At 52.3% G+C, this 22,171-nt stretch carries 16 protein-coding genes and 1 pseudogene; 5 read left to right on the forward strand and 12 right to left on the reverse strand.

Translation table 11 applies throughout. The features are described 5' to 3' along the window. The first annotated feature begins 123 nt into the window (after positions 1–123). Positions 124–624, forward strand: coding sequence for a hypothetical protein (locus F1728_RS03880; protein ID WP_155362977.1), 501 nt, complete (start codon positions 124–126; stop codon positions 622–624). On the opposite strand, the gene hemA is transcribed toward F1728_RS03880, so the two are convergent. From hemA to F1728_RS03925, 9 genes are all read right to left on the reverse strand, one after another. After that, positions 604–1,884, reverse strand: a complete 1,281-nt coding sequence (gene hemA / locus F1728_RS03885; RefSeq protein ID WP_145039349.1) for a glutamyl-tRNA reductase — start codon at positions 1,882–1,884, stop codon at positions 604–606. The two genes, F1728_RS03880 and hemA, sit on opposite strands and share 21 nt — an antisense overlap. Continuing rightward, on the reverse strand, positions 1,881–2,789 hold the full coding sequence (gene ccsA / locus F1728_RS03890; RefSeq protein ID WP_155362978.1) for a cytochrome c biogenesis protein CcsA: 909 nt from the start codon (positions 2,787–2,789) through the stop codon (positions 1,881–1,883). The genes hemA and ccsA overlap by 4 nt, the downstream gene beginning before the upstream one ends. A gap of 113 nt (positions 2,790–2,902) precedes the next feature. Next, the gene (locus F1728_RS03895; protein ID WP_145039343.1) at positions 2,903–3,943 is read right to left on the reverse strand and encodes a sigma-54 interaction domain-containing protein; all 1,041 of its coding nucleotides are present in this window, start codon (positions 3,941–3,943) and stop codon (positions 2,903–2,905) included. A 315-nt stretch (positions 3,944–4,258) separates the two neighbouring features. Beyond that, the gene (panD, locus tag F1728_RS03900) at positions 4,259–4,642 is read right to left on the reverse strand and encodes an aspartate 1-decarboxylase (protein ID WP_145039340.1); all 384 of its coding nucleotides are present in this window, start codon (positions 4,640–4,642) and stop codon (positions 4,259–4,261) included. A 132-nt stretch (positions 4,643–4,774) separates the two neighbouring features. Further along, on the reverse strand, positions 4,775–8,008 hold the full coding sequence (locus tag F1728_RS03905; protein ID WP_155362979.1) for an efflux RND transporter permease subunit: 3,234 nt from the start codon (positions 8,006–8,008) through the stop codon (positions 4,775–4,777). Beyond that, the gene (locus F1728_RS03910) at positions 8,005–9,453 is read right to left on the reverse strand and encodes an efflux RND transporter periplasmic adaptor subunit (RefSeq protein ID WP_155362980.1); all 1,449 of its coding nucleotides are present in this window, start codon (positions 9,451–9,453) and stop codon (positions 8,005–8,007) included. Before F1728_RS03910 ends, F1728_RS03905 begins: the two co-directional genes overlap by 4 nt. A gap of 124 nt (positions 9,454–9,577) precedes the next feature. After that, positions 9,578–9,739 carry a hypothetical protein gene (locus F1728_RS03915; protein WP_155362981.1) on the reverse strand — a complete coding sequence of 54 codons (162 nt, stop codon included), beginning with the start codon at positions 9,737–9,739 and terminating at the stop codon, positions 9,578–9,580. Beyond that, complete coding sequence (locus tag F1728_RS03920; protein ID WP_155362982.1) at positions 9,727–10,245, reverse strand: TetR/AcrR family transcriptional regulator; 519 nt, start codon at positions 10,243–10,245, stop codon at positions 9,727–9,729. The genes F1728_RS03915 and F1728_RS03920 overlap by 13 nt, the downstream gene beginning before the upstream one ends. A 282-nt stretch (positions 10,246–10,527) precedes the next feature. After that, positions 10,528–10,899, reverse strand: a complete 372-nt coding sequence (locus F1728_RS03925; RefSeq protein WP_228030499.1) for a hypothetical protein — start codon at positions 10,897–10,899, stop codon at positions 10,528–10,530. Positions 10,900–11,191: 292 nt separating this feature from the next. Here F1728_RS03925 and F1728_RS03930 point away from each other — a divergent pair, with 292 nt between their 5' ends. Continuing rightward, positions 11,192–12,463: a CCA tRNA nucleotidyltransferase gene (locus F1728_RS03930; RefSeq protein ID WP_155362983.1), complete on the forward strand. Its 1,272-nt coding sequence runs from the start codon at positions 11,192–11,194 to the stop codon at positions 12,461–12,463. A 29-nt stretch (positions 12,464–12,492) separates the two neighbouring features. Continuing rightward, positions 12,493–13,596, forward strand: coding sequence for a Gfo/Idh/MocA family protein (locus F1728_RS03935; RefSeq protein ID WP_145183064.1), 1,104 nt, complete (start codon positions 12,493–12,495; stop codon positions 13,594–13,596). A gap of 2 nt (positions 13,597–13,598) precedes the next feature. On the opposite strand, the gene F1728_RS03940 is transcribed toward F1728_RS03935, so the two are convergent. Continuing rightward, a complete protein-coding gene (locus F1728_RS03940; protein WP_155362984.1) occupies positions 13,599–14,696 on the reverse strand; it encodes a DUF6268 family outer membrane beta-barrel protein in 1,098 nt (365 codons plus the stop codon). Between the two features lie 311 nt (positions 14,697–15,007). Between F1728_RS03940 and F1728_RS31190 the strand changes: the two genes are divergently transcribed. After that, entirely contained in the window at positions 15,008–15,178 is a 171-nt protein-coding gene (locus F1728_RS31190; protein WP_187782237.1) for a DUF6800 family protein, read from the forward strand. 162 nt (positions 15,179–15,340) lie between these two features. On the opposite strand, the gene clpB is transcribed toward F1728_RS31190, so the two are convergent. Both clpB and dnaK read right to left on the reverse strand, forming a co-directional pair. Beyond that, complete coding sequence (clpB, locus tag F1728_RS03945) at positions 15,341–17,956, reverse strand: ATP-dependent chaperone ClpB (protein ID WP_149345500.1); 2,616 nt, start codon at positions 17,954–17,956, stop codon at positions 15,341–15,343. Between the two features lie 277 nt (positions 17,957–18,233). Then, positions 18,234–20,143 (reverse strand): annotated as a pseudogene (dnaK, locus tag F1728_RS32465) (molecular chaperone DnaK). Between the two features lie 688 nt (positions 20,144–20,831). Between dnaK and pheA the strand changes: the two are divergent. After that, positions 20,832–21,995 carry a prephenate dehydratase gene (gene pheA / locus F1728_RS03955; protein WP_155362985.1) on the forward strand — a complete coding sequence of 388 codons (1,164 nt, stop codon included), beginning with the start codon at positions 20,832–20,834 and terminating at the stop codon, positions 21,993–21,995. Positions 21,996–22,171: the final 176 nt, after the last annotated feature.

Raw genomic sequence — 22,171 nt, forward strand, 5'->3', positions numbered from 1 at the left:
TGCTTCTACGAGGAATCTGCTTTCCTGCCTGCGACGCGATTGATTACCCTGAAAAGGAATCCCACATAGAACTACACGCCCCTGACACACATCTCTGACTCCTGATTGAACGTGAACTGAACCATGCAGTCTGTCTGTCTGATTTTAACCCGCTTCTGCCTCTCAGCCTGGGTCGGCGCCGCAGTAATTTTTGTGATCAACGGTGTCCAGGATGTTACCTTTCAACCCTTTGATTCACTGGTGCGTGACCAGTTGATTTCACTGCACTTCCCCGTCTACTATACGCTGGAGTGGGTGCTGCTGGTGGGAGCGTTTCTGGGATGCCTGGGAACTCGCTCAAAACAACTACTGCCTCGCTGGAAGGCAAACCTGATCCTGGCACTGGTCATTCTTACGCTGACAATCAGCCTGGCCGACTACTTCTGGATCTATCAACCACTGGAATCCATGATTACCCCTCCGGGCAGTCCACGGCCAGCCCAGTTCACGAACTATCATCAGGCTTCGAAATACATCAACAGTATCAATATCCTGTTGACTTTCACCGCTGCGATCCTGATCAATCTCCCTGTAACCAGAGAGACGCCCGCAACTCGTGAAGAATCAGTCGCGAATATGGAATAGATGCTTCAGCGCGTCGAGCAAGCCGTGCGGCGTCCCTTCGCGTGCTTCCTGACGCAGGACTTCCAGTGGTGGATGCAGCAGCTTATTCACAATCTGTTCGATCGAACGTTTAATCAGTTCCTGATCTTTTTCATCCAGATGGGACAGCTTGCTGAACAGCTTGTCGACTTCCTGCTCGCGCACATCGTGCCACTGTTCGCGGAGCTGTTTGATAATCGGCCCGGTCGCTCGATGATAGACGCCATGCATGAAACGCTCGGTTTCTTCGTCGATGATCGTCAGTGCTTTTTCAACCTCTTTCTGACGTGCCCGCCGGTTCTTTTCACAGGTCGCTTCGAGGTTATCGATATCGAACAGAAAGATATTATCGTTGATCTGGCCGACTGCAGGAGTAAAATCCCGCGGTGCACCGAGGTCGAGAATAAAGAATGTCTTATTGCCTGACTTCTTTAATACCCGCTGAAACCGTTCCACATCCACGATCGGCTGAGAGGCCCCGGTCGTACTGACAATCACATCTGCTTCCGCCAGACAGTCATCCAGATCATCAAAGGGACGCGCCTCGCCTCCCACCTTGACTGCCAGCTTCTGGGCGTTTTCCAGGCTGCGATTGACCACGACAATCTTCTTGACCCCCTCATCTTTGAGATAAGTCAGAGTCTCTTCGGCCATCTCACCTGCCCCGATAATCAGAACAGTCTTGTCGTCAAAACGCTCGAAAATGCTTTTCCCGAAGGTCCCCACCGCCACACTGGCGATCGAAACCCGCCCCTCTGCCAGCATGGTTTCCGTACGCACCCGCGCCGAAACTCGAATCGCCTGTTGGAACAAGGCATGGGTCAGCGGTCCACATAAGGCATTCTCGGTCGCCCGCTGATAGGCTTCTTTAACCTGATTCACAATCTGAGGTTCGCCGAGCACCATGCTGTCGAGACTGGAAGCGACCTGAAACAAATGTCGCACGGCATCAGGACCGGTTCGCTCCAGAAAGTCTTCGAAGAAATCGCTGACCGGAACGTGATGAAATTCCGAAAAGAATTTGGCCAGTTCCTGGTGGGAAGGCCCGGTCTCCGGCTCCTGCGTCGCGGTATAGAGCTCCACCCGGTTACAGGTCGAGATTACCACCATCTCCGTTTCCGGGTAGGACTTTTTAAGGATAGAATACGCCTCTTCCAGCTGTTCTTTTGAGGAGAACGCCAGCTTCTCTCGCACATCCAGTCCCGCTGTCTGGTGGTTACAATACACGACCTGCAGATTCACAAGGCGGCCCTCTCTGCAGTCGTCTCCTGCGATTCTATCCGTGGCTGCTCCGATCCGGAGTGCCAGGAATCCACGTTCAACAGACGGATATTGGTCAGAATCTGAATGCCGATCACGGTTAGCAGTAACAGCCCACCGGTCCAGATCGTCAACTGAGCAATGTGCTTCTGATTGGGTTGTTTCGTACGCAGGATAAAAATCACACTCAACAGCATCGCCGCCCAGACAATCTCATAGACAATGATGACCGGGTCAACAAACGAAATGGCCTGAGCTCCCTTGCGAACATAGACACCCAGTCCAATTCCGATGCCCATGCCAACCGTCAGCATGGGAGCCGCGATCATCAAAGCCCAGCGGTTCAACCGCGAGAGCTTAGCCAGACTGGGCAGATGAAATCCATCAGAAAAATTCTGTTTCTGCTTTAACCGTCGATGCTGAATCAGATACATCGCGCTGAGCACAAACGAGAGTACAATTCCCACACCTCCCAGGACCAGCAGTGTAGCATGCAGCATCGCCCAGGATCGGGTCGCGGGCTGTACGAGCGGATTCGTCACGTGATCGACGAAATAGGAAGCCACAACCAGCGCGAGCACCAGAGGAAACAGAAACAGCCCGATCGAGAGTTCCTCATCGATCAGGTTAATGAACAGATAAATGGCCACCAGCAGCCACGAGAAAACCACCAGCCAGTCGTGCGTCGAGCCTAACAGGGGCGGCAGCTGCGTTTCATGGGAGCGATTGAACAGATACGCTGTCTGGGCCACCAGTCCTGCCAGGGAAAACAGAATGATCAGCGGTCGCAGCCATCCGTTCTTCTTGCGCAGAAACCGGGCCAACTCTAAGCAGAAGGCTACCAGGTAACTGGCCATAAAACAGAAAACAGACACATTTGACAACATGCTGACGACTTTATCACGAACAGAAGGGGCTGAATAGTGGTGGGACTGCGGCGTTTCTGATGGGAATCAGAACGGCACCCTATTATAGGGCTGTTCAGCTGGTGAAGGGCAAGTCATCTTGCTTCAGATTCTAATTCGTACTCCGAGATTTTTTTATGCAGCGTATTGCGATTGATCCCCAGCCGGGTGGCAGTCTTGGTCTGGACACCCTGGCAGGACCTTAAAACCTGCAAAATCACTTCTTTTTCCACGAGCGATACAACCTGAGTATGCACATCGGTGGAATCCTCTCCCACCCGCTGCAACTCCATGGAAACCAGATCACGACAGATCGTCTCCGGGTCCTGTGCGCGAGCAGAGACAGCCCGTGGAGCGGAACGCCCGGTCACATGCCCCGGCAGTAAATCCAGCGATGGACCATCTTCACCAGAGAGTACGATCAGACGTTCAACATAGTTCTGCAGCTCGCGCACGTTGCCGGGCCAGCTGTAGTTCTTGAATGTGTTCAACACCTCGCTCGAGAAATTCGGCAGAGGAATCTTTTCTTCTGCAGAGAACTGCTTCGCAAAAAAGTGCACCAGATCTGGAATATCCTCGGAACGTTCGCGCAGCGGAGGCAGATCGATGGGAATCACGTTCAATCGATAATACAGGTCTTCCCGGAACCGTCCGGCTTCGATTTCATCCAGCAGATTACGGTTGGTAGCTGCGACAATGCGACAGTCGACAGAGATCGAACGCGTGTCACCGACACGTTCAAATTCATGCTCCTGCAGAACACGCAGCAGCTTCACCTGCAGCGTAAAACTGACGGAGTTAATCTCGTCCAGGAAGATAGTTCCTCCGTGGGCCGCTTCGAAACGTCCTGTACGATTCTCAACAGCGCTGGTGAATGCCCCTTTGATGTGACCAAACAGCTCACTTTCCAGCAGGCTTTCACTCAGAGCACCGCAGTTCACACGGATAAAAGGACCCGTAGCGCGCGGACTGAGTTCGTGGATACCACGGGCAATCAGCTCTTTACCGGTGCCGGTTTCTCCAGTCAGTAAGACCGTCGATGATGTGGCAGCTGCACGACGCGTCAGACGATAGACGTTACGCATCGCAGGGCTGTACCCCACCATATCTTCTAAAATAGGGCGATCGTCTTCCATTCGTTTATCGGAAAATCCTAATCAGTCACAGCAAGGTAGTTCGATGCCGAAACAAGTTCATAAGCAGTTTAATCATAAGCATTTCGGTGAATTAACTTTTCCGAAAGTGGTGCCAGCCCTGAATTCACAGCATGAAAACATTGCACCAGCATGCTCAAAAAGATGGCGAACGCATCAATATGATACGCTATGACTGAAGAGGAAGGAAGTGGCAGACCGATTTTTTTTGAAATTCTGCACGCAATACAATTCGGCTGCGAATGGCCGCCACGGAAATGCACACTTATTAAGCACGCGGCTTAATAATCTGGCTAATCACGACTCTGAGCTGGTGGCTACCGGCTGACTGGCGGGAATCGGAGTGTTATTTTCATCAACCAGCACGACCTTGGGTTGATGACCGCGGGCTTCTTTCTCTTTATATTCCGCGTAACTGGCGATAATCACCAGGTCCTGGGGATTTACCAGGTGTGCGGCAGCGCCGTTGATGCAGATCACTCCCGAACCGGGCTCTCCCACAATCGCGTAGGTGGTCAACCGGGTCCCCGAAGTAATGTTGTAGATCTGTACCTGTTCGTACTCCACAATGTCGGCTGCTTCCATCAATTCCTGATCGATGGTCACACTGCCATTGTAGGCCAGATTCGCTTCGGTCACCGTGGCTCGGTGGATTTTTGATTTGAGTAGTACGCGCTTCATTCTTCTCAACCTGAAAGAAGATATCGTCTTCTTTTCGACTCTGACTAGAGGCCTCTCTTAAAAATGGACGGCGTATACTAACCAGACGCCATCACAACAAGCAAGAGCCTGTAACCCTGTTCACAAACAGAATCAAGCCTGAACGGGAGCCGCCTCTGAGTGCTGCCCTTCACTTTCATTATAGGCTGCTTCCTCATGCTTTCCATCCATTTTGTCCCGCCAGGGCTCATTCGGCTGTGCCCCCATCAGGCGGGCATACAGATAATAATAGGTGGGAACCAGGAATAACACGAGCACCGTGGCAAGCATCAGACCAAAAATCAGACTCGCCGCCATCGGAATAATAATCTGGGCCTGGAAAGACGTCTCTTTCAAAATGGGAGCCAGACCCACAATCGTCGTCATCGAAGTCAATAACACCGGACGAAAACGACGACGCCCCGCATCGATCAACGCATCCTTGAGAGGCAGTCCATCAGCGACACGATGATTGATAAAGTCGATCAATACGATCGAATCATTCACGACCACTCCGGTCAACGCCACCAGACCGAACAGCGAAAACAGGGTCAGTTCCATCCCCAGGATCGCATGTCCAAACACCGCACCAATAATTCCGAAAGGAATGATTCCAAGAATGATCAGGGGTTGCACATACGAACGGAACTCAACCGTCAGCAATGCGAACATTGATGCCAGTGCGATCATCAGACCGATAATCAGACTGTTTACCGATTCGTTGGTCTGTTCCTGCTGCCCTTCCCAGCGAACTCTTACGTTCGGGTATTTGGCAGCCAGCTCATCAATAAATCCTCCCGGTTTCTTCAGGGCCTGCACGATTTCACGGGCATTCCCCTCTTTCTCATTGAGGTCGGAATAGACCGTAATCGATCGCTGCTGATCGATCCGGTTAATTTCGGAATACCCACGTTTGACAGTGACATCCGCCAGTTCCGTTAAAGGACGTTCGCTACCATCGCCGGTCCGGATTCGAATATCATCAAAGCTCATCAGCGATCGTCGCTCTTCTTCCGGGTAACGGACCATCAGTTTGACTTCATGACGACCACGCTGCAGCCGCATGACTTCTTCGCCGTAGTACGTCGCGCGAACCGTTTCAGCGACATCCGCCAGCGGCACACCCATGGCGCGGGCTTTATCTTTGATTTTGATCTGGAATTCCCACTTTCCTGGACTCGAATCGTCATTGACGTCCTTAACGCCGGGATAGGTTTCCAGTTCCCGTTTGCATGCTTCGACCGCAGCTTCCAGTTCACTTAAATGCGTACCATCAGAGAGCAGCTTAAACTCAATCGGCTTGCCCCCCGGCCCCATCGTGGGCGATTTAAAAGTCATTCGATCGACGCCGGGCACTTCACCAACGCGTTCCCGCCAGAGTTCAAGCAGCGCTTCACTTCCGATTGTCCGCTCGCCCGCCTCCACGATTTCGATACTGACCTTGCCGACATGACTGCCTTCAACCGTCCCCCCCAGTTGGGCTCCAGATTCTTCCCGGGTTCCAAATCCGACATTTCGTCGTGTCAGCTTAATCAGTGACTGCCCATGTTTCTGCTGGTACTCCTGATCCAGATCGAGAAAGTCCTGGCGAATCTTTCGCGTCGCGGCATCGGTAATTGATTTGGGAGTACCATCAGGAAATTCTACCGTGGCTTCAATCATCCGATAATCGGTTTTAGGAAACAGATTGAAGGGGGCAAACCCGCCCATGATCAAACCTGCAGAGAGCAGCATTAATGCCGCTGCAACCGCCAGCGTCGAAGAGGGATAATTCAGCGAAGCCTTTAACACTGGTGTGTAACATTTTTCGATGAACGCATTCAGTTTCCGTCCGACAAAACCTTCCGATTCTCCATTCTGTGCCCCGGATTTCGAGGGCTTTCCATGCGCCAGGTGACAGGGCAGAATAAACGTACTTTCCAAAAGCGAAATGAGCAGCATCGCGATTACAGCAATCGGCATCACCGCGATAAACTTGCCCATGATCCCGGAGACAAACAACAAAGGAGCGAATGCGATAATCGTCGTTGTCACTGAGGCACAGACAGAGGGCAATACCTCAGAGGCTCCATCGATGGCAGCAGTAACGAACGATTTGCCCGTCTGCCGATGCTCATAGATATTTTCGCCGACAACAATCGCGTCATCCACGATGATCCCCAGCGCCATCAGGAAGGCAAACATCGAAAGCATGTTGAGAGTCTGCCCCGTGTAATACAACACGATACAGGCACCGAACATTGAAATCGGAATCCCCAACGCGACCCAGAACGCCAGTCTTGATTCCAGAAAGATTGCCAGGGTGATAAACACGAGAATCAGCCCCTGAAGCCCATTCGAACTCAGCAACTCCATACGGTCGCGCACATCGATGGACTGATCTTTCCAGAGCTTGAGTGAATATCCGGGAGGCAGTTGAGCATCTTTGACGTACTCCCGTACCTCTTCCACAATCGCCAGCAGGTCTTCCTGAGAGGTACGTTCGACGGCGATCGACATGGCCGGTTTTCCATTGATTTCGCTGATCATGGTCGTATCAGCAAATTCATCATGCACTTCCCCCAGGTCGTCGACCGTCAGCACGACCCCACCGTCTTCGGTTACCAGCGGAATTTTTTCAATTTCACTCCCGATCAGATGCTTGTTCTTCCCCCGCAGCAGCAGCACCTGCGAGTTGGTATTCATTTTACCGCCCGGCAGTTCCAGGTTTTCCCGTCGTACCGTACGGGCAACATCCTGCAGAGTCAGACCATACTTTCGCAGGGTCGCTTCCGGAATTTCAATGTCGATCTGATAATCGCGGGCTCCGGCAATGTTAGCCTGCGAGACCGACTTCAGCTGCAATAGTTCATCGCGAATCTTCTCGGAAACCGTGCGGAGTTCCAGCTCGCTGTTCTCATCCTCATTCCAGGGCCCTATGACGGCGACTTCAATCGCCACCTGGCGGAATGTGATCTGCTGAATATCCGGATCTTCTGCCAGTTCAGGAAAACTGGGGATGCGATCAATTTCGGAACGGACCTCGTTTAGAATTTTCTGCACGTCAGGTACATCGGCGCGAAGCTCAAGTACCAGCGAGCCAGAACCTTCACTGGCGATGGAAGTAATCTTCTTAATGCCGTCAATCGCGCGGACGGATTCTTCCATCTTCTGGCAGATCCCCTCCTCGACTTCATCGGGACTGGCTCCGGGGTAAGGCACCGAAACCAGAATGATCTCCAGTTCAAACTCCGGAAAGACTTCGCGTCGCATGAACATCAGCGAGACCAGCCCGACACCCAGCACGGTGACCATCAATGTGTTCATTGCCGGAGAGTTGTTGATGGCCCATTTAATGACCGACTTCATTTCAACTCTCCTTCACGGACAGGCATTCCCTCATTGGCCACACTTAAGGGCGAGGTCACCACACGATCGCCGGGCTTGAGCCCTGAGGCACCCAGTTCCACCAGCAACTGACTGCCGCTGGTATCAACCACGCGAATCTTTTCTTCGTGCAGCTTGCCTTCCTGGACAATCCAGACCATGTTACCTGGTCGAATCGCCGTTTCCGGTATTTCGAGCAGAGATACATTACCCTCCAGAGGAATTTCCACCGAGACGTACATACCTCGCGCCAGCGGCGGTGCGCCTACTACCTGAGTCGTCGGTTTTCCATTGACCAGAATTTCAGTCGGTCGCGGATCAGAGACGACAATCCGACAAGGAACCGTACGGGTTTTCTCATCCAGTCCGATCCCATCGTAGCGGGAAAGCTTGCCGTCCCAGATAAATTTTCTACCACCAATTTCGTAGTTCACTTTAACCGGCAACTGAGGAAGCTGGTATCCCAGATCGTGCCGCCCGCCATTTCCGGCAACTGGCACAGGTTTGCCCTTTTGAGCAGATTGGGCTGCGTGCTGCCAGAGTTGATACAGCTCTTCCATCCGCAAATTGGTACGCACTTCAACCGAAGATGTGTCTTCGATCATTACCAGAGGATCACCGACCTTCACATACCCATCTTTTTCTACCATATCTTCGACGATGACACCGTTGATGGGCGAATAGATTTTCGTGCGTCTCAGATCCAGTTGAGCACGGGAAAGCTGTACTTTGACCAGATCGCGGGCATGCATCATCCGTTGTCGACGTGACCGCAGCAGGTCTGCTTCGTTGGTCAGTTTCTGCAGCGCATTCCGCGCCGCCAGTTCACCCCGCTTGGCTTCTTCGTATTCCGTATCAGAGACGACATTTCGCGTCCGCAGTTTTTCGACCCGGCTTAACTGACTTTTCTGCAGCAGGACTTCTTCGTGTGCCAGATCGATCATTGCCTTTGCATTGTCGATTTCAACTTCCAGTTCATCGATAGCGTTCTGAGCCTGCCCCAGTTCCTGTGTCAGACGCTGCACCTCCAACTGGTAATTTTCCGGATCGATCTGAATCAGCAGACTTCCATCTCCGCCAGCTTCTTTTTCCTGTTGCGTGGCTTTCTGCACCAGATTACCGACCTTACATCCATCTTGCGTGTAGAGCACCTTGCCAGCGACTTCCGCTGCCAGCTTCACTTCTCGCGAGGGAACCACAATCCCATCGACGGCAATGGTCACTCCCGAATCGGAAACCTTGATCGTTTCGGTTGAGACCAGGGGCGCGGTCTGTTCGGTCAGAGTTTCCTGCTGTTCCGGCTCCTGCTTCATGGCTTTCAGAACAACCATACTGCCACCACCGATCCCCAGAATCAGAATCGGCAGCAAAATATGCTTCAGCTTCTTAGACCAGCTTTGAGATGTTTTTGTTTTCGTTTCTGACATGACTGATTTCTATGCTGAATCGCATTCCTACGAGAGTTGGCTGCGGACGCTTCCGACCAACGGGAGATTACCGGGAAGAACTGAGAGGGTCTATCGATCTAGTCGCATTCTGCCTTGCTCCGGTTCAGATCTTGTGAAGTGTTGAAGAAGATTCCATAACGGGTTCGTTGAATTCCTGTTTCAGATTTTTAACAGCCGCAAGGGAGAACTGCAGGATGTGCTCAATCAGGTGTTCTGGATCATAGTGGGCTGCCTGCTCTTCCGGTCCCAGCATCAGGCTGACCATCCCCCGGAAACCCGATAAAACTGACACTGAGCCGCGATACTGAAAATACACTGCATCCTGCGATAGGGAGGAATTTCGTCCCCCAGCATTTCCAGCAGTATCCCATCAGCAATATTCACAAAAGGACGAAACAGCTCCTGAATCAAATGCCCGCAGGCTTTCGTCGGCCGCAGGACCTCCCGCATAATCAGGTGATTGCTCCAGGAGAGTTCCCCCGTTCCCAACATACGTCTGACCAGCGTAATGACCCAATCCCGCAATTTTTGTTCGGCGGATGTCCCGGGAGTCCACTCAGGCAAAGGGGCTCGGGAGACTCCCATCTCTTTGGCCAGGCAGATGACTTCCAGATAAAGCTGTTCTTTGTCGCCAAAGTAGTAATTCACGCTCGCTACGTTGACGTCTGCTTTCTGACAGATTTCGCGCACCGTCGCCTTCTCGAAGCCTTTTTCCGAAAAAACAGGCCCCGCAGCTTCCAGCAAACGGTTTCGCACATCAACAGACGACATATATTCCGGACTCCTGCACGTTTCTAGCGCTGCATTGTGAGTTTGACAATCTGGTAACAGGCACTATCAGGGAGAACCCGTAAAAAACCTGTTTCAAACAATTGTATTAAACACGTGTTTAAAATCAATCGGAATCTGATCCAGGACCCACAAATCATCATAATACGATGATATAAATATACTTAAGAAAAACAGACTAAAAGCGAGAGAAGCGAAAGACTGCCGACAGTTACTTCGTAAACCAACATCAGATCTTCGCAGAAAGAGAGGTACGAACCAACTTCAGCCTGTTAAACGCTCCTGGCCTTCATCACGAAAACGGAACCGCTGAAATCCGCTCTCATCGAGCCGCTCTCGCAGCAGTTCTTTCCAATGTCTCTCCGGGAGGCCATTCAGAATGCCATACAGGATAATCCCGATCGTCAGACAGGAGACTTCCACTACACGCATGGGGAGCGAGAACTGTTTTAAATCAGCGAAAATCTCTTCGGAGCTGCAGTATTCGCCAAATTTCTGATCACGGTACATAAATTCCACGCCCGAGAAATCCTTGCTCCATTCATAATCGAAGGGGCCGAATTCCCGCCTGCGGTGGAGAACCCAGAATCGGGTTCCATCAAAGCGTATACCGTGTGTTCCTCGCAAAACGTCCATCCTGTCATTGTTCTGGAAATGCTGAGCTCCATAGTTAGAGTGAACCCGAACTACCAGTCATCAAGAAATAAATGGCTATACATCATACGTCATTTCCCCCTGTTTGCGAAGTCCGTTTCTGAACCTCGACACGGTTTTCTCTGTCCTGAAATCCACGGTTTTCTAAATTAATTTAAGATCACCAAAACCGTCTGCTTAAAAAAACGCCAGCATAAGTCGATATCTGAACTGAACTTGCTATGATCGTATCGACGACAGTCCCAGATCGATTCCTCAAGACATTTTCAGCCTCATGAAACATACAGAACCCTATCAGGCAGCAGTCGAAATCGTACAGAAGCTCAGAGATGCCGGCTTTCAGGCACTCTGGGCCGGGGGCTGCGTGCGGGACCTGCTGCTGGGCAAAGAGCCCAAAGATTACGATGTCGCCACGAATGCCCTGCCCGAAGAAGTGCGTCATCTGTTTGGAAAACGTCGAACTCTGGCCGTCGGTGCCAGCTTTGGTGTGATCATCGTTCGCGGCCACCAGCCGGACTGCGATGTCGAGGTCGCGACATTCCGCACCGAAGGCCCTTACCTGGATGGCCGCCGGCCGGAACATGTCCACTTCACCACAGCCGAAGAAGACGCCCAGCGCCGCGACTTCACAATCAACGGCATGTTCTATGATCCGATCATCGATTCCATCTTCGACTATGTCGGCGGAAAAACAGATCTTCAGCAGCATATCATTCGCGCCATCGGAAACCCTCTGGAACGGATGCAGGAAGATAAACTGCGTCTGCTACGTGCGATCCGCTTCACTGCCACTCTGCGTTTTCGACTGGATGAAACCACGTTTCATGCGATCCAGACTATGGCTCAGGAAATCACCGTTGTCAGCCCGGAACGCATCGCGGAAGAAATGCGAAAAATGCTGGTTCACCCGAATCGTGAATATGCGATGGAACTGGCCTGCACTGCCGGTCTGCTCAAACCCGTGATCCCGGAACTGGCTCCTCTGTGGGAATCTGAGCCAAACCAGCCACTCTGGCAACAGACCCTCAAGCGGCTGGAATTCCTGCAGTCAACGCATTTTGAACCAGCGTTCGCCGCCCTGCTGCTCGACCTGCCTGCCACCGATGCTCAGCAACGGCTGGATACCGTCTACGAGATCTGTAAACAGCTCCGCTTTTCCAACCATGAACTCAATCTGGTATACTGGCTGATTGAACACAGGGACAGTCTGCAGGGAGCCTCTGCTTTCCCCCTCTCCCGGCTGAAACGCCTGCTGGCGCATCCGAACTTCCCATTCCTGCTGGAACTGGCCGAAGCAGACCTGCGTTCCCGGAATCAGTCGCTGGCAGACCTTGAATTTTGCCGAGAGTATCGTGATCATACCCCCATTAAGGTCTTGAATCCCCCGCCACTGCTTACGGGCAATGATCTGATCGCTTCCGGCATCAAATCGGGCCCGCAGTTCAAAGAACTCTTAAATCAAATTCAGGATGCCCAGTTGGAAGAGCGCATCCAGAACCAGGCGGAAGCACTTGCCCTGCTGAATCAGTTGATCAAACAGAAATAATCATTCTCAACCCCTGAAGAGGCTTTCTCATGACAGACAAAGTTCGCATTGGAATCATCGGAGCCGGCGCCGTCTCCGACTACCACCACGTCCCCGGCATCAATCTCGATCCCCGTGCAGAACTGGTCTCGATCTGTGACCCCAATTCAGAACTGCTGGCCCAGCGTCAAAGCGACTGGGGCAAAACCAAAGCGACCACTAACTTCCAGGAAATGGCCGATGATCCCGATGTCGACGCCGTGATCATCGCGACCCCCAACTTCACACACCACGAAATTGCCCTCGCCTGTATCAACGGAGGCAAACACGTCATGTGTGAAAAACCGCTGGGATTGAACTACACGGAATCGGCAGAAATGTATCGAGCCGCCCGTGATGCCAACGTCCGCCACATGACCGCTTTCACTTACCGCTTCGCCCCCTCGATGCGGTATGTAAAACATCTGGTCGAATCAGGAGCCCTCGGCGTACCGCGTCACTTCCGCAGCCAGCGTTTTCTGGACTGGCCCGAGTCCAGTTGGGGCTGGCGTCAGAGCAAGAAACTCGCTGGTGCTGGCGACCTGTTCGACATGACCATTCACCGCATTGACTTCGCGCAGGACCTGCTCGGACCAATCAAGAGCATCTGTGGTGCCGTCGCGCAGTTTGTCCCCCGTGACAAAACCGCCGAAGGACAGCCCTGCGAACCTTCTGAAGTAGACGACTGGTCTTCACTGATCGGGCAGTTTGAAAATGGTGCCGTCGGCGTCTGGGAAGGCAGCACCCTGATGAAAGGCTACCACAACGATGGCTTCGGTTATGAATGGGCTGAAGTCAACGGTTCAGAAGGCTCAGCCGCCTATCAGCTGACCGATCCCAACAATATCCTCATCGGGAAGCCGGGACAGACAATGGAAAAACTGCCCGTCCCCGAAGAATATCTCGTTATCGAAGGCAGCCCCCGTGATCCCCACGCCGGTGTCCCCAGCACCGTGTTCCGCTACGACCTGGTCTACGAATTTGTGTCGGCCATCGTAGAAGAGCGCGACGCGATTCCCGGCTTCGACCACGGTGCCTCTGCCCAGCTCATCGCTGACTCCGTACTGGAATCATTTGATAAGCGGACCTGGATCGACATCAACTGCGATCTCTGATCTCAGAACGTCAGCTGGTACCGTAACATCGCCGTAGGGGAAATATCGTAATTCCCCTTGTTTGATTGATATTCCAGCCTGCGATTGAACACAAATCCAACTTCCAGCTGACTGATTTTTCCATTGGTATGCTTGGTTTCCAGACCACCAATCAGGCGTAAATCACTGTAGGTCGCAATGTCATCAACGCCTTTCTTACCTCGGCGGATGGCCCACGAACCGCCACCGAACTCACCGGCGACATAGGCCCAGCGCTCCAGATGCTCGTCTTTCTCAAGTCGATAGGTAAACTTCGGCTTGGGAAAGATCAGTTCCAGACGAGAGCCTTCACTGAACCACATGATCATACCTGCCGCTGGGAGCATCATGATGTCTTCACGGTCCAGATAGACCACCCCCATCACAAACTGCTTGGCACGGGAATGGACATAGTACGCCAGCCCTTTACCCGTAATTCGCAGTGAATCGGATGTCACATTCTTGAAATCACTATACACCCCGGGAGCGACTTCCAGTTCGTAGGACCACTTCTCATTGACCTTGTTGAACCAACGGAAGGAAACCGAAGTATCATACACCCGCGCCGGCAGATCAGTCCGCTCAGGACCGTCCAGGTAGTGCACACCGAACCGAGGTGTTATCGTAAACCCATCCAGTCGCGGCAGATCGACCGTCTCTGAAAGATACAAAGTGAATATTCCCAGGTTATCGTCGTTTCCGGGCAACCAGGTTACCGAACCAGTTGCGCTCTTATGGGCCAGCATGGGAACAAAGGTTTCACAATCGACGCACTCTTCATCGGTTGCCCCCCAGACCTGATCCTCTTTCAACAACTGGGGAGGAATCCCCAAAGCGGCCTTGGATTCGGCATCCAGTACATCGGGAACCTGAGGAGACTGGCTGGTCTGTTGAATCGGACTCTCATCGCGCGGCATAAAAATCGTCTGATGACGTTGAGGCAACGGTGAATATTCAGATCCGTCCGGGTCGTCAAAGATTGTCTTCCTGTTCTGCGCAGAACAGGAATCGATCGCCCCCCAAAACAGGAACGCACCGAGGGCCAGCATCAGTACTACAGTCCGGTAAGACTGAATGAGCATGAGAATCATCCCAATTGTTTACTATAGAGAGAGTTATAGAAATTCTGCGTGCAGCCCGAGTTGCAGAAAGACGAGCAGATACGGAATCAAATCGATATGAGGTTGGAGAGGTAGAGAGAAGGAAACGTGAAATATCAGGGTTGGTACTCCGGGTCAACCCGAATCTTGCGCCCCGGCTTCTCTCAAAATCTATCAGAAAATGCTGCTCTCTGATCGTTGCCCCTTACTCTCAATGATGTTAGAATCAAATTCTCCACATTGAATATATACATTAGAACATATCAATTTCACTTAACAGGAACCAGAGAGACATGGGACGTGTTCAAAAAGGGCGTGAGTTAGCTTCGCGTCGTAGCCGGAAAGCCAAACTGAAGAAACTCCGGGACAAGTTCGAGAAAGCCAAAGACGCTTCTGAAAAAGAACAGATCAAAGAGAAAGTCCGCAAAATCAGCCCCTTTGCGGTTCTCGAAGAATCTGCCTGAACCCGCTGCCTCAGCGATTGGAAACAGAGTGAAAACATGACGCTGACTCAACCCGAAGTGAGCGTCGTTTTTTCATGCGCACTCTCCGATGTCACAGTATCAAACAAAATCAGCCCCAGGCATTCCGCCCGGGGCTGTTTTCGATTCAATTCCAGCTTAGATTCATCGTTCTGAGAACAGAAACAACCCTTCGTGAGCGTCGACATAAATCGTCGCCCCCTCCGTAAAATCGCCGGAGAGCAACTTGTTCGCCAGCTCATTCTGGATGTGCTGTTGAATCGTCCGCTTCAAAGGCCGAGCACCATACACAGGATCGTACCCTTCTTCCGCCAGCAGATCCTTCGCTTCAGTTGAGACTTCCAGCGTATAGCCGTTGGCCTCCACCAGCCGCGAGAGATGCTTGAGCTGCAGATCCACGATCTGACGGATCTCCTCTTTCCCCAGCGGATGAAAGACGATCACTTCATCGATCCTGTTCAGGAACTCAGGCAGAAACTCATGCTGCAGAGCATCCATCACCCGATTATGAATCAGCTCCTCATCTTCCTTGCCTGACAGATCCATGATTGTCTGGCTGCCGATGTTGGAAGTCATCACCACAATCGTATTTGAGAAATCAACAGTTCGCCCATGGCTGTCCGTCAGACGACCGTCGTCCAGCAACTGCAGGAGTATGTTAAATACATCCCGGTGTGCTTTTTCAACTTCGTCCAACAGAACCACCGAATACGGTTGCCGCCTGACCGCCTCGGTCAACCGCCCCCCTTCTTCGTATCCGACATACCCCGGAGGGGCACCAATCAGACGAGCCACAGAATGCTTCTCCATGAACTCACTCATGTCGATACGGATCATACTGCGTTCATCGTCAAACAGAAAACTGGCCAATGCCTTGCAAAGCTCCGTTTTCCCGACGCCGGTCGGCCCCAGGAACATGAATGAACCGATGGGACGATTCTGATCCTGCAGACCAGATCGTGAACGACGAACCGCGTTAGAAACCGCTTCGACTGCTTCACTCTGGTTAATCATCCGTTTATGAATTTCATCTTCCATCCGCAGCAGCTTATCGCGTTCGCCTTGCAGCATCTTCGATACCGGAATTCCGGTCCACATGCTGATGACCTTGGCAATGTCTTCCGAAGTCACCTCTTCACGCAGAAGCCGCTCACCGGCGTCATCCCCCAGTTCCGCGACACGCGCCTCCATCTCCGTCAGACGCTGCCGGGCCGCATTCAACTCCTGTTCGGCGTTGTAAGCCTGGGCATAGTCTTCATTGGAATTTGTCTGCTGTGCGCGGTGGAAAGCCTGCTCATAAGCAGTATTCAACCGATCAATTTCCTCCTTCAAGGGCTGCAGGCCGGCCAGGGCTTCTTTTTCCGTTTCCCAGCGGGTCTTCAGCGCATTGACACTCTCTTCCCGATCGGCAATGTGCTTACGTAGTTCGGCCAGGCGCTCCTGGCTTTCCGGTGAATCTTCCCCAGCCAGTGCAGCCGCTTCGATCTGCATCCGGGTCAGCTGTCGGGTCGCCTCATCAATTTCAGACGGCATGGAGTCCATCTCCATACGCAACTGACTGGCCGCCTCATCGACCAGGTCGATGGCCTTGTCCGGCAGAAAGCGGTCGTTGATGTAACGATCAGACAACGTCGCAGCGTTGATCAAGGCGTCATCCATAATCCGCACGCCGTGGTGCGTTTCGTAGCGTTCCTTCAGCCCCCGCAGAATGGAAATCGTATCTTCGACCGTTGGCTCCTGAACCATTACCGGCTGGAAACGGCGTTCCAGGGCCGGATCCTTTTCGATGTATTTACGGTATTCATCAAGGGTTGTGGCACCGACGCAATGCAGTTCCCCGCGTGCCAGAGCCGGCTTCAACAGGTTCGACGCATCCGCGCCCCCTTCTGCAGCCCCAGCCCCGACAACGGTGTGTAACTCGTCGATAAACAGAATGATCTCCCCCTTGGCAGACTCAATTTCCTTGAGCACCGCCTTCAGCCGATCTTCAAACTCACCGCGATACTTGGTCCCTGCGATCAATGCCCCCATATCCAGGGCGATAACGCGTTTGTTCTTGAGATTCTGAGGCACATCGCCCATTACGATCCGATGCGCCAGACCTTCCACGATCGCCGTCTTACCGACGCCCGCTTCCCCGATCAACACCGGATTATTTTTTCGACGACGGGAGAGAATCTGTACCACACGGCGGATTTCCTGGTCGCGACCGATCACCGGATCGATCTTGCCCTGACGTGCGAGTTCGACCAGATCCTTCCCGTACTGCTGCAAGGACTGGTACTTCTCTTCCGGACTCTGGTCCGTCACCCGCTGACCGCCCCGCACCGCTTTGAGCGCTGACAGAACGTCATCTTCTTCAATTCCATTGAGCTCCAGTAGCCGTTTCGGCTGGTCATCGACTGTGGTAAATGCCAGCAGCAGATGCTCCGTCGAAACGAAATCATCCTGCATCTGATCAGCACGATCCTGCGCTGCCTGCAAAACCTTCAGCAACGACTGACCGATGCCAACCTGCATCGCAGCCCCCGAAACTTTCGGCAGACGACTGATCTCATCATCCACCATTTTCTGAAGCTGAGACAGATTCGCCCCAATCTTCTGAATCAGAGGCTTGACTACTCCCTGCTCTTCATCGAGTAACGCCTTCAACAGGTGCAGTGGCTTGATTTCCTGCTGGCCGAAATCCTCTGCGGTCTGCTGGGCTCGTTGCACTGCCTCTTGGGCCTTCACAGTCAATTTTTCAAATCGAAATGCCATAATGCTTCTCCAATTCTATTTATCATCTGCGCAGCAACTCAACAGCATCGATTATCATATCAGAAAATCGGCCGGCAAGCAGTGCCTGCTGAGATACTCAATTTTTTTAAATGTTTTGATCCAGACCCGAAGAGGTGGGTAATCAGTTGAGCCTGATCCGAGGTCGGTAGGAATTGTCGGTCGCTTCGTTAAAAATACTCTTGTTCGGGAGCCCGGGGCCCAGCCGGACGGCTGAGCCCCTGTCCCTGTTCTTCTTAGTCGAAGACTTCAGACTCGATCAGTCCTTCTTTTCGAATTCTGCATCGATTACATCTTCGTCTTCTGTAGCAGCCGAGCTCTCACCACCTTCGGGAGCAGCCCCTTCGCCACCAGCGGCTTCGCTGGCTTTATACATCTGCTCGGTAAAGGCGTGAGTTGCCTGCTGCAACTCTTCACAGGCGGAATTGATGGCTGCCACATCCTCTTTCTCGACAGCATCATTCACCTTCTTCACAGAAGCTTCGATGGCAGACTTCGAAGAATCATCGATTTTCTCAGCATGCTCTTTGAGCAGCTTCTCGACTTCGTAAACCAGACGAGTTCCATTGTTCTTGGCCTCGGCCAGTTCCTTCTTTTTCTTGTCTTCATCGGCGTGTGCTTCCGCCTGCTTTTTCATATCTTCAATTTCGGTTTCCGACAGCCCGCTGGACTGCTCAATCCGAACTGAGGTCTCTTTTCCGGTCGCCACATCCTTAGCGGAAACATTCAAGATCCCGTTAACATCGATGTCGAAGACCACTTTGATCTGTGGTACCCCACGCGGAGCCGGAGGAAGTTCTTCCAGATTAAACTGCCCCAGCAGCCGGTTATCGTTGGCCATCTGGCGTTCTCCCTGGAACACCCGAACGGTCACAGCAGTCTGGTTATCGGCAGCGGTCGAGAAGACCTGATCTTTAGTAACCGGAATTGTTGTGTTACGTTCGACGAGTTTGGTCATGACGCCCCCTTCGGTTTCGATACCGAGCGACAGCGGTGTCACGTCCAGCAGAACAACGTCCTGCACATCACCGGCAATGATCCCCCTTGAATCGCGGCTCCGATTGAAACCACTTCATCGGGGTTCACACCCTTGTGAGGCTCTTTACCAAAGATCTTCTTAACGAACTCCTGAACCTTGGGAACACGTGTTGAACCACCAACCAGTACCACTTCATCGATGGCACTCGGATCCAGACCAGCATCTTTCAATGCCTGCTCGACCGGATTACGGCACCGCTCGACCAGTGGATCGATCAGCTTTTCGAATTCCGCACGGGTAATCGCCATCTGCAGGTGCTTCGCACCACTGCTGTCGGCTGTGATGAACGGCAGATTGATGTCGGTCGTCTGAGAAGATGACAGCTCTTTCTTCGCTTTTTCAGCTGCTTCACGCAGACGCTGCAACGCCATTGGATCACTGCGGAGGTCAATTCCCTGATCTTTCTTAAACTGATCAGCAATGTAGTTGATCAGTTCTTCGTCGAAGTCGTCACCACCCAGGTGACCATCACCGTTGGTGCTCAGGGTTTCGATCACTTCGTCACCGACTTCCAGCACGGAAACGTCAAACGTACCACCACCGAAGTCGAAGACGACGATCTTTTCATCATTCTTCTTTTCCAGACCATAAGCCAGAGCAGCTGCGGTCGGCTCGTTGATAATACGCGATACTTCCAGACCTGAAATCTGACCAGCGTCTTTGGTTGCCTGACGCTGTGCGTCGTTGAAGTAAGCAGGCACGGTCACGACAGCCTTGTTGACTTTGTGCCCCAGGTAGCTTTCAGCAGCTTCCTTCAGTTTCCGCAGAATCGATGCGGAAATTTCGGGAGGCGTGAGAGTCTTGCTGCCCGCTTCAATTTTCACATAGTCTTCGGGACCACCAACGATCGTGTAAGGCACGATCTTTTCTTCGTTCTGAACTTCGTTGTGACGACGTCCCATAAACCGTTTTACTGAGTAAACGGTATTCTTCGGGTTGGTCACAGCCTGACGTTTGGCTGGTTCGCCGACCAGTGTCTCGCCTTTATCGGTGAAAGCAACAACACTGGGAGTAATTCGGTTCCCTTCGAGGTTCGGGATCACTTTGGCTTCCCCGCCCTCCATTACTGAAACCACTGAGTTGGTGGTTCCCAAATCGATTCCGATGATTTTTTCACCTTGAGACGACATTTTGAGTTTCCCCTCTTTCTATATCGAGATTGCAGATCGATGACTGATTCAAAGCCCCTCATAATGGCCGTAAATGAAACATCGATCAGGGCTTGTTTTCCATTTTGATTTAATTCAGCCCAATTACGGGACAGTTGACACTGTATGCAAGGACCGTGCCAACAGATCCCCGACAGAGAGCGTTTAACGTAAGATATTTATATGAATAATCTTACAGACCTTCATACTCACTGAAATTCTAGCAGACAGGCAGCAATACTGCCATATTGACACCGCCCCCAAGTCAAGCCCGCCACAGCCAAAATGACATTTTGGCAGTCTCTGATGCCGGACCGCTGAAATAAGGGCTAAACAGTTCACACGCAAGGCCCAACCGCTTGACAGTCCCCAGATACGGCGGTACAAACTAGAACAATTGAAGACTACTCTGTCCTCTGCTCAAGCAAGGGACAAAACGTCCTTCACGTGTGCCTGCCTCGATCTATCTAACTGATTATTTTACAAATCCTTAGATAGTCTTTTCAAGGAAGGCACTCGGGAGAAACCCCGAGTTAAGAAATTCTTAAGGGATTGAAATTCCATAGTGAAACTGGCAGTGAGCATCGACCACACATCCAGGAAGGCTGTGATCTGGCTGCGGTTCATTTTCTGAGAGACAGAAACGAGACTCACATCCTGAAAGATTCCGATGGCCAAGAAAAAAGCGGTGAAAAAGCGAGCTTCCGTGACTAAACCGAAGTCAGCTCCCCAGAAAAAAGTTGTTCGCAAGACCAGCAAAAGCAGCCCCGCATCGATCCAGTCTGAGCTAAAAAAGCTCGATCGCGAAATCATCAAGCTGGTCAACAAACGCTGCTCAATGACGGTCAAACAGATCAAATCCGATCCGGAACCGCGCAAGGCCATGTTCGATCCTAAATCGGATGAAGAGCTTCGCGAGACCATCGAAAAACTCAATGCGCCCGGTCCCATGACCAATGCGTCCATCCGCGGCGTCTTTCGGCAGATCCTCAGCTCAGCCCGTCGACAGATACACCCGCAACGCGTCGCCTACCTGGGCCCTGCTTACAGCTATACGCACCTGGCAGCCCTGGAACGTTTCGGCGAAGAGGCCGACATGGTGCCTGTCAACACCATCGGATCCGTCTTTGAAGAGGTCAACCGCGGAAATACCGAATTCGGCGTTGTCCCTATTGAAAACAGCACCGACGGCCGCGTCGTCGACACCCTGGATATGTTCACCCGCCTTCCGCTGCGGATCTGCGGTGAAGTCCTGATTGCAGTGCACCACAATCTGCTGGCACGCTGCGAACGCAGTGAAATTACGGAGATCTATAGCAAACCTCAGGCCCTCTCGCAGTGCCGTGAATGGCTCTCCCGGAACATGCCACAGGCTCACCTGCACGAAGTAACCAGCACCTCGACCGCAGCCCAGCTGGCTGCCACCAAACCCGGTGCCGCAGCGGTCGCCAGCCATCAGGCATCGGTCGAATATGATCTGCAGATCATCGTGGAAGGGATCGAAGACAACGCCAACAATGTGACCCGTTTCGCCGTGATTGGTGAAGAGGTCTGTGAACCAACGGGTAAAGACCGCACTGCAATTCTGGTCCAGATTGCCCACAAAGCCGGCTCCCTGGCAGATACCCTGCAGATCTTCAAGAAAAACAAAATCAATCTGACCTGGATCGAATCATTCCCCCTGCGTGGTGAAGAGCCAGGATACCTGTTCTTTATTGACTTTGAAGGGCACGTAGAAGAGCCCCATATCAAGCGTACGCTGAATGATTTGTCTAAGAAGGTCGTACGACTCGAAACCATGGGCTCCTACCCCAGAAGTGGCATTCTGGAGTAAATCAGACCCCGGAATGAGTGATTGAGCCTCAGCGGCGCCCGTTTACCAGCATTATTCTGTCAAAAGAGGCTGCATTTCAGGATTTTGCGCGAGATTCCTTGAATCAGTCGCCCGGACTCAATACCTTATCCAGCACACCGAGGAAGCTGGTATTGTTCGAATTCCAGCTTTCATTT

It is taken from the genome of Gimesia benthica, from assembly GCF_009720525.1.
Taxonomy (GTDB): domain Bacteria; phylum Planctomycetota; class Planctomycetia; order Planctomycetales; family Planctomycetaceae; genus Gimesia; species Gimesia benthica.